Here is a 9,604-nt window from a genome sequence, read left to right as displayed (position 1 = left end):
TGTTTTCCATAACGATGAATTTTGTGTATCGCTATTTCAGGACAAGACATAAATTTAAATAAAAAAATCCCATTCTTTCGAGTGGGATTTTTGTTTTATAAAAGAAAAAATAACTTATACCCCCATTTTTTTAGCAATTGCAGCTGGAATAGCCGCTTTATTTACCATAAACGCTGTAGTTTTATACTTGATGAAGTTTTTAGTCACATACAAATATCCTTTGTAGTCATTTGTTGCGCCCCAAGAGTTTTTCACGATATAGTATTCTTTTCCGTCTTGGTCTTTAGAAACCCCCACAATATGCATTCCATGATCGTCGGTAGTTTGATAATTATCAAATGCTTTTTGACGCATTTCTTCCGTAATTTCCATTTCAGGTTTTGGACCAATGAACATATTTTCTTTTTCTTCAGGAGTCATTTCGTCTACTTTTTTTGTTGGAACATACGCAACTCCGTTTTTCCAACTGAAACTTTTTTCGCTCACATCGGTAGCCCAAGCCACTGTAAATCCGTTTTTTAGAGCATTGTCAATAATGTCAGTCATATCATTTAAATGAACATTATAAATCATATCAAATGACCAGTTGTCTGGCACCATCAACATGGTTTTTGTATAATATGGCGCATTAGAATAGGACGAAATTTCAACATATTCATCAGGATTTATACCCACAACCTCTTTTGCAAATGTTTGTGGTGTGTAGTTTTTCCCTTTGTAATTGAAGTTTTGTGGCACTTGCCCTAAATAAGAATCGATAACTGCTTCATAGGCCTTAATCCAGTTTGGGGTTAATTCCCCATTTGGATTTTTTACTGCTGCAACTAACAATCCTTCGGTTAAAGCAGCCATTTCTCCAAATTTATTTTTTGAAGTTCCGTAATTTAAACCTGTGTAAACTTCTTGAGGAACAGCTCCATATTTCTTTAGCATGTTGGTCACATCGTGTAACGATCCACCATCGCCTAGGGTTACCGCACCGTGCATTCTAACATAATTTTTACCTTTTTCAACATATACATTTCGAGCAGAGAATATCTGTGATAATTCAACGGGTTGTTTCCCAATTCTTATCATTTCTGATTCTAAAAAGGAATTTCCAGCATAACTCCAGCACGTTCCTGACGAGCCTTGATTTTTAACTGGTGTGTTGGCAAGGTTTATAACATCCGTGAATTTGAAACTTTCTTTGCTTTTTTCGCTTGCATTGACTTTTAGTGAATTTACTAATATGTCTTGGGCAAAACTGCTCGTTATTCCTACAAAGAATGTAGCAGCAATAAATAAGGGTTTAATTGAAATTTTTTGCATTATTGTTTTAGTTTTAATTAGACTGAAAATTACGGAAAAGTTATAAAACACACATCATTATTTAAAAAAAAAAGAGCTACAGAAATGCAGCTCTTTTTTTAAATATAGAATCTAGTATAGTTAGTTTCCTGTGATTTTTACATTGTCAAGCTCCCATGTAGAAGCTGCTAATATTGATGAAGTATATTTAAAAGCTACATAAACCGTATTGTTTCCTGCACCAACAAAAGAAGCTAGAGATAAAGCTCCTGAATTAGCATATACATAATTCCCGGCTGAAAGAGTTGCCCCTGCTAAAGTTGTCCAAGTAACCCCTGCGGCATAAGGGCTTCCTGTTCCGGAATAGTTTTTTGAAACTAACGTTACAATTGGATCACCCGTAAATTTATAGGCATTATCAAAAGATAAAGAAGCAGTTGTCAATGAGGATAAGTTTTGAACTGGAGAGATTAACCAGTCTTCGTTTGCTTTATTTGTAGTAGCAAAACCTGACATTTTAGCCATAGCTCCTGGATTTCCATAAGTTGCGCTATATGCCCATGTTTCTGCTCCAATAACACTAATTGCGGTCCATGCTCCAATTCCAGAAGTAAATGATTCGTTTAATAAAGGTGTGAACCTTACGCCTGTTAATTTAATATCGTTTTCGGATCTAACCATAAATTGATAGTCAGTACCATACTTAGTCATAATACCTCTTACTTTACCACTTCCAGCAGCTACGCGATGAGCCGCAAAATTTGAATAGCTACTAGTTCTAAAAATTACAATATCCCCTTGAATATCCATTAAAGAATGATTTGTAGCTCCTCCTATATCGTTATTTGGATCGTAATAGGTAGTTGCAGTATTTGCAGCGATAAATTCAACATTATCAAATTCGATAAGTTTATTCAAATAACTATCGCTCATTGCTTGAGCTATAGTTACACGTTGTACTAAAACATCTTCATTTACAATAGTACAAGAGCGATTAACTGATGCTTTAAAATTAGTTTCAGGTAATCTTCCTACTTCTGCACCACCGGATGAATTTCCGAATAAACCACCGATTCTCATTCCACCGTATTTAACGTCTGTATATAAACCGTCCATTTTAATTATAACTTTTCTGCCTGGCTCATAATTTATAAAAGTAGAAGTTGCATCTACCGGAATACTAAATGCTTTAGTTCCATCTAAGGTTTGAAAGGAAATAGCTTTGAAAAAATTTCCACCAATATCACTTGATGTAACGTATGCTTCAATAATATCCGAAACGCCTGCAGTAATGTTGGCATGAACCGCTACTATTGCACTGGCATTGATTTGAGATACTTCTCTATTTTTCACTAATGATGTTTCTGTACAGGCCCCTAATTGAGGTGTTCCGAATTCATCTTTCACGCAACTAGTTAATAATCCTGCGAAAAGAGTGCTAAAAAAAACTGATTTTAAAATTGTTGATTTCATATTGTTGTTATTATTATTTTAAAAATTGATGTAAAGGTTTAGAAAATATGTTCTTCCAAATCCATAGAAATATTTTGGAGCAAATGCTGGAGTTCCACTAGAAACGTCTTGATTTAACTGTCTGTAGTTTGAATTTCTTGCTTGTTCAAAACCACCTGTTTTGTATTTTACGTCTAATACATTATTAATACTTGCGAATAACCCAAAAGTATTGTTTGCAACTTTCCAAGATTTTCCACCTGTGAAATTTAATAAAGCAAAGTTATCAAATTTTTCTTGTTTTAACAATTCATCTGCTCTTGCTTGAGTAGCTTCAGGGAAAGGGTTGTTATTTACTCCTGCTGGGTCAATAAAAAAGTGATCTGTTCTGGTAATAGGGGCCACATCAATATAATTGTTTACAAGATAATTAATGTTTGCACCTACCCACCAAAACTTAGGATCTCTGTATTCTAAACCTAAAGATGCCGCAGTTTGAGGCATTCCTGATTGTTTGTAATTTTTTAATTTAGCTTGGCCATAATCAAGTAGAGGGTTTGGATTTAAAGCAGTTGCAGTCGCATCAGAACTAACTTTTACATTTGGGTTGCTGTCATAAATATAATCGCCGTAGGCCACACTAGCAGTTACTTTTAATGTTGAAGTTATTGGATACTCAGCTCCAAATTCTACACCAACATTTCTTTTGTCAAGATTAGATACTGTTTCTGCAACGAAAGCATTGCTTTCATTAGCAGTTGTTGTTGGATCATCAATCCCTGCTCCATCTCCAAAGAAGAATGAGGTTTCAGTTTGATTTTGGATTTTAGAAAAGAAAGCTGTCAGTCTAACTTTTAATTTTGGAGCACTAATGATATAACTTGCATCAACACTTGAAACCGCTTCACTACCAACGCCGTCTGTCACATTGTTATTCACACGTGCATTGTTGAATACATTTCGTAAACTTGGCGCTTTAGACATATACACCCCATTGAAACTTAAATATTGACGTCCTGAAATTTTATACGTCAAACCTCCTTTAAAACCGAAATTATCATACACTTTTTTGGCACTATTACCGTAAGAATTTGTTGAATAATACCCGTTTTTGTATAATCCATCTCTTTGATATTCAGAGCGAGAGAATGATTGTGCTAAATAAAAATCAACTTTTTTGTATACAAATTTGAATTGTGTAAATGCATCAATTTTAGTTGTATTTAAGTTATAGTTATATCCATAAATATCTCCTTTTACAACACTTCTATTTGGATTGTTAACATCCGATTGTTGTTGGATTCCAATTCCAAAAAGATTTACATCATTAAAAGAAGAACCTCCTAATAAATCCAACATGTTTTTAAAGTTATGAGATTTTAAATTAGTAAAAGTTCCGCCCGCATTTAATATAATATTATCTGCTAACTGAGAGCTTAAAACCGCATTAGCCGCGTATTGAGTGTCGTCTGTACGATCTTCGTAAAGCACATATTTACTTGTTCCGCTAATAGCATTAGCGCGATACATTGATTCCCAATCCAATTGTTTATTGGTTAAAAAATTGGCGTTTCGAGCGCCTATATATGCTGCATTAGTTGGATCATTTGGATCATATTCGCTAATTCCGCCTAAACCTCCGGGAAGATATGCTGATGGATTTCCTAAAGTTACTGTTGCTGGATCATTCTCATATAATGAAGAAAAATAACTTGGCATATTTCTGTAATAAGTAGGGTCTGGATTATTTACTCCTTGATAATCAATTCTGCTATTTCCAACTTTTCCCGTTTGAAAAGACAAGTTAATATTCAAGTTAGTTTTAGATGAAATTTTCCAGTAATCACTTAAGATAAAAATTGGTTCTTCAATCTTTTTAATTCGAGAATTTCTTTTTTCTCCATTTTGCCATCCCCAGTATGAATTATATTTTTCTCCAATAAAATTATTTACCTCTTGGGTATTGGGAGAGTTTTTTCCTCTACTATTTTGACCATAAATAGTAGTTAAATTTAAACTATTATTTGTAGTTATTTTTCTTTCAACACTGGCAAAAAAAGAGTTTGCGCTATAATTTGTACCTTGAAAATATCCTTCTTGTGCCCAACGTCTTGATGCAGATATAGTATAGGCCCAGCCGTCATTTCTCATTCCCGAGGCAACAGTTCCCATGATTCTTCCAATATAATTGGTATTAGTTCCGCCAAACGAAACTCTAACTCCAGGTCTGTATAAAGAAGCTCTAGTATTTATTTCATTAGTTCCTAAAATTCCTCCAAAAGTATAGTCTGAAGGCGATGAGCCATTTGTAAACTCTTGATTACGAGTTGCGTCATTTAATCCACCCCAATTACTATATTGAGGTCTTCCGTCGTAGATTTTATTCATAGTAATTCCATTGATCATGGTAACACCATATTCATTATCTAATCCTCTCATTTTGAATCGAGCCTGACCCCAGTTAAAAGCAGCAGATTGTTGAAATACATCTCTGGAAGCTTGAAGCAAACTTGAAGTGCTTTCAGAACCACTATTGTCATCTCCTAAATCAGAGTCGGTAATAGTTATTAAACTAAGTTGTTTTTCTGCCGTAATATCTTGTTCTAATATAATTGTTCCCAAGTCCAACATTCTACCAGCAATGATTTCAACAGTAAGTAATTGGTCTTTATAACCAGTACTTTTTAGTTGTATTAATTGACTTCCAACAGTAACTTTATCAAATGTAAATTTTCCTTCAGTATCCGTAAGCTGAGTTAAATTAGTGTTTTGAATTGAAGCGACAACATTTTGTAAAGGTTTTTGAGTTTTAGCATCCAATACTTTTCCAGATATTCCAGTTGTACTTTGGGCAAAAACAAAAAACACTTGCATTAAAAATAATGTACCAATAACAAGTTTTTTCATATAATGATTTATAAATTAACCCTTTGTTTTTTATTGTGGTAAAAAGGGAAAGCAAATTTACAAGATTTAATTACATAAAACACAATTATTGTGAATCTTGTGTTAAAAATGACCTTAAATTAATACGGGCACATGTGTAAATTTTTATTTTAAATGCTACATCATGATAATTAATTTTTGTAAATAACTAATAAACAACAAACTACGATAATAATATCCTAATTAAAATCAAATAATTAATTTCTTAATTTAAAAGTTAAAGGGTATAAAAAATAATGTTTTACATTTGTAATCCAAAAATTAAAATAAATTTTGGATTAACTAACTATCTGTTTTATGAAAACAAGAGATTTTTTCGTTGTTTTTTTTGTTATATTTTTAATTATGGGTGCTAATGCCCAACAAAAAAAATTCGCAGTCCATACTGTTGCATTCTATAATTTAGAGAATTTGTTTGACACCATAAACAATCCAAATAATGATGAGGAATGGTTACCAACTGGGGCGCAAAACTGGACTTCAGCAAAATACCATCAAAAGTTACATAATCTAGCTCGCGTTTTATCTGAAATTGGAACAGGAGAAAATCATAATTCTCCAACATTTATAGGTGGTTCAGAAATTGAAAACAGAGGAGTTTTAGAGGATTTAATTATAGAACCAGCATTGGCAATTAACGATTATGGAATTGTGCATTATGATTCTCCTGACAAAAGAGGAATCGATGTAGCGTTATTATTTCAAAAAAAGCACTTTAAACCAACAAGTTCTGTTAACATTCCGTTACTAATTTACAGAAACGATTCTAAAATTGTTGAAAAAAATGTCGTTGAAACAGCAGAAGATAAGGCAGATAAAGATAAAATAGAAGTTGCTATTGATAATCGAGTATATACAAGAGACGTGCTTTTAGTAACAGGCCTTTTAGATGGGGAAGAGATAAACATAATTGTAAATCACTGGCCCTCCCGTTCTGGAGGCGAAAAAAAAAGCAGCCCATTTAGGGAGGCCGCTGGAAGATTAGACAGAAAAATTATGGATTCTATTTATAAAATTAACCCAAATGCGAAAATTATAAATATGGGGGATTTAAATGACGGTACTTATAATAAAAGCGTAAAAGAAGGAATTGGCGCTAAGCTTAAAAAAGAGGAGGTAAAGCAATTTGGAGTTTATAATCCTTTCGAAGAAATGGCAATAAAAGGCAATTCGTCCTTATTTTATAGAGATGCAGGCGATATATTTGACCAGATAATGGTTTCTGAGACATTAATCCAAAAAGACTATTCTTCTTATAGATATTGGAAATCTGGAATATATAACAAGCCATTTATGATTCAAACTACTGGTCAATATAAAGGGTATCCGCTACGGCATTCTATTGCTGAACCCGGTTTTAGCGACCACTTCCCGGTGTATATTTATTTGATAAAAGAAATAAAATAATTGTGTCTATCTTAAAACCTTTCAATCTCAACAAATGGGTTGACGAAAACCGTCATCTTCTAAAACCCCCTGTGGGAAATAAAAACATTTACATAGACTCCGAAGATTATATTATTATGATTGTTGCAGGCCCTAATGCAAGAAAAGATTATCATTACAATGAAACCGAAGAACTTTTCTACCAGCTTGAAGGCGCTATTAAAATAATAATCCAAGATAATGGAGAGCGCAAAGAAATGGAACTTCATCCAGGCGACATGTATTTAAATCCAGCCAAAACACCCCATTCTCCTGTGCGAAACGAGGGTTCAATCGGATTGGTAGTTGAAAGGAAAAGAGCTGGAAAAGGTTTTACCGATGGACTGATTTGGTATTGTGAAAAATGCAATAACAAACTACACGAAGTGTTTTTTGAGTTGCAAGACATCGAAAAAGACTTCTTACCTCATTATCAAAAATTTTATACTTCAGAAAAACTACGGACCTGCAAAAAATGTTATTTCATGATGGAATCAGATTCTAGATATTTATAAATATTCCTTTAATATTTTCTTTAATATTTAAATAAAAAAATGCCCAAAAGAATATTTTGGGCATTTTTAATAACTATTTATTAGTTTCCTTATTTTACAATTAAGAACTCTGAACGTCTGTTTTGTGCATATTCCTCTTCTGTGCAATTTTCTTTACAATCTATCTTTGGTTCGCTTTCACCATATCCAAATCCAGATATTCTTGCCACGTCAATGCCTTTTGAAAGCACATATTGAACTGTAGATTTGGCTCTTCTGTCAGATAAATTCATATTGTATGTGTCACTTCCTCTGTTATCTGTGTGGGATTTTGCTAATATTACTAACTTGTCGTTACTTTTCATAACTTGAACTAATTTGTCCAATTCAAAAGCACCTTGTTGCGTGATATTACTTTTGTTAAATTCAAAGAATATTGGGTTTAATACAATCTCAGTTGGTTTAATAATAATTTCTATTGGGTTTAAAGGTGCCGGAACGTTAAGTTTTCCTCCTTTATTTTTAGCTATCGTAAATATTCCACTTTCATAACCGTCTTTTGTAACTTGAAGGCTATATTCGGTATTACATTCTAACAGAAAGTCAACATTGCCGTTTGCATCAGAAACTTTTGTTTCAATAATGTTTTTCATGTTGTCTAATATAGTAACGTTTGCGTCTTGTAATAATTGACCTGTTATTGCATTGGTAACAACAATTGTAGATTCTACATTACAAACGGGGGTTGCAATAAATAAGTCGTCGGAATCTTCTCTATTACTAGAAAAGAAACCTATGTTACGTTTTGCATTAAATGAAAACGCAAAATCATCTTTTTCGCTATTAACGGGCTTCCCTAAGTTTTGAGCTTCGTCAGATTTGTCTAAATTAATTGAAAAAACATCCAGCCCTCCAAGGCCTTGTCTAGAACTGGAGGAGAAAAATAGTGTATTATCATCTGAAATGGATGGGAATTGCTCGGTCCCTTCTGTGTTTACATTTTTCCCTAAATTAATTGGGGCTCCATAAATATCTCCTTCGCCTATTTCAATTTTCCAAATATCATTTTCACCAAATCCTCCGGGCATATTTGAATTAAAATAAAGCGTTTTACCGTCTTTAGTAATACTTGGATTACTTATAGAATAATTTTTATTGTTGAAAGGCAATTGAGTGATTTTAGTCCATTTGTTATTAACTTTAGTCGCTTTAAACAAATACATTTGACTGAATTTAGTTTTAATGTCCTTGAAATCTTGATAATCATTTAGAACACGACTGTCTCTAGAAAAATAAATGGTATTTCCATCATAACTTACACAAGCAGGCCCATCATGCCAAATCGTATTTATTTCTTCAACCTCGGTTGCGGGACTTAATGAATCATTTTCGCTAAGTGAAGATTGATATAAATCCAGGTAAGACTCTTCTTTCCATCCTGTTTTTTTCTTTGATAATTTTCTAGAACTTGAAAAATATAAGATATTTTCATTAGTAAGCATAGGCCCAAAATCAGAATATTTACTATTAATTGATACTGATTTCAAATTATATGTTTTTTGCTTACTTAATAATTTTGGAATATAATTTGGATTTTCATTAAACAATATTGCTCTTAAATCTTTTGGATTTTTAGTTGCAAAAATTGCCATTTGAGCATTTGCCTCTTCGTATTTACTACTTGCTTTAAGCATTTGAGCATATTTAAAATAGGTTTCTGCTTCTTGTGGTTGCGTTATAGAAAGTGCATACCATTTAATTGCTTCAGTAGTATTAAACATATTATAATAGCTTTCCGCTAACTGATTGTATATATAATTTTCTTTTTTACCTGTTCCAACTAGTTTTAAGTATTCTTTACTAGCATCTAGATATTCAAATCTTTTAAATAATTTATCCGCCCATGCGGTATCACTATTTTGTGCTTTTACAGTAATTGTGCTAACAAACACAAAACTTAATATCAGACATATATTTTTCATTACAGATGTTGTTTA

The 9,604-nt window shown here is 32.7% G+C and carries 6 protein-coding genes; 2 read left to right on the top strand and 4 right to left on the bottom strand.

The genetic code is table 11. The features are described 5' to 3' along the window. Positions 1 to 114: 114 nt before the first annotated feature. The 3 genes from AC9UEH_RS09905 to AC9UEH_RS09895 form a co-directional block, all read right to left on the bottom strand. Entirely contained in the window at positions 115 to 1,311 is a 1,197-nt protein-coding gene (locus AC9UEH_RS09905; RefSeq protein WP_509531286.1) for a C1 family peptidase, read from the bottom strand. Between the two features lie 120 nt (positions 1,312 to 1,431). Next, positions 1,432 to 2,763, bottom strand: a complete 1,332-nt coding sequence (locus AC9UEH_RS09900) for a DUF5689 domain-containing protein (protein WP_509531284.1) — start codon at positions 2,761 to 2,763, stop codon at positions 1,432 to 1,434. 18 nt (positions 2,764 to 2,781) lie between these two features. After that, entirely contained in the window at positions 2,782 to 5,649 is a 2,868-nt protein-coding gene (locus AC9UEH_RS09895; RefSeq protein WP_509531282.1) for a carboxypeptidase-like regulatory domain-containing protein, read from the bottom strand. Between the two features lie 336 nt (positions 5,650 to 5,985). Between AC9UEH_RS09895 and AC9UEH_RS09890 the strand changes: the two genes are divergently transcribed. Together AC9UEH_RS09890 and AC9UEH_RS09885 are read left to right on the top strand one after the other, a co-directional pair. Continuing rightward, positions 5,986 to 7,095, top strand: coding sequence for an endonuclease/exonuclease/phosphatase family protein (locus AC9UEH_RS09890; RefSeq protein ID WP_509531280.1), 1,110 nt, complete (start codon positions 5,986 to 5,988; stop codon positions 7,093 to 7,095). Positions 7,096 to 7,097: 2 nt separating this feature from the next. Then, positions 7,098 to 7,628: a 3-hydroxyanthranilate 3,4-dioxygenase gene (locus AC9UEH_RS09885; protein ID WP_509531278.1), complete on the top strand. Its 531-nt coding sequence runs from the start codon at positions 7,098 to 7,100 to the stop codon at positions 7,626 to 7,628. Between the two features lie 89 nt (positions 7,629 to 7,717). Here AC9UEH_RS09885 and AC9UEH_RS09880 read toward each other — a convergent pair whose 3' ends face one another. After that, on the bottom strand, positions 7,718 to 9,589 hold the full coding sequence (locus AC9UEH_RS09880) for an OmpA family protein (RefSeq protein ID WP_509531277.1): 1,872 nt from the start codon (positions 9,587 to 9,589) through the stop codon (positions 7,718 to 7,720). Between the last annotated feature and the right edge of the window lie 15 nt (positions 9,590 to 9,604).

Source organism: Flavobacterium sp. (genome assembly GCF_040402835.1).
Classification (GTDB): Bacteria; Bacteroidota; Bacteroidia; order Flavobacteriales; family Flavobacteriaceae; genus Flavobacterium.
Note: the sequence above shows the minus strand (reverse complement) of the source record. Positions and strands in the feature narration are given on the sequence as shown.

Excerpts from the sequence above, each read along its gene's own strand:
- AC9UEH_RS09880 (WP_509531277.1), bottom strand. The coding sequence starts at position 9,589 with ATGAAAAATATATGTCTGATATTAAGTTTTGTGTTTGTTAGCACAATT.
- AC9UEH_RS09890 (WP_509531280.1), top strand. The coding sequence starts at position 5,986 with ATGAAAACAAGAGATTTTTTCGTTGTTTTTTTTGTTATATTTTTAATT.
- AC9UEH_RS09905 (WP_509531286.1), bottom strand. The coding sequence starts at position 1,311 with ATGCAAAAAATTTCAATTAAACCCTTATTTATTGCTGCTACATTCTTT.
- AC9UEH_RS09895 (WP_509531282.1), bottom strand. The coding sequence starts at position 5,649 with ATGAAAAAACTTGTTATTGGTACATTATTTTTAATGCAAGTGTTTTTT.
- AC9UEH_RS09900 (WP_509531284.1), bottom strand. The coding sequence starts at position 2,763 with ATGAAATCAACAATTTTAAAATCAGTTTTTTTTAGCACTCTTTTCGCA.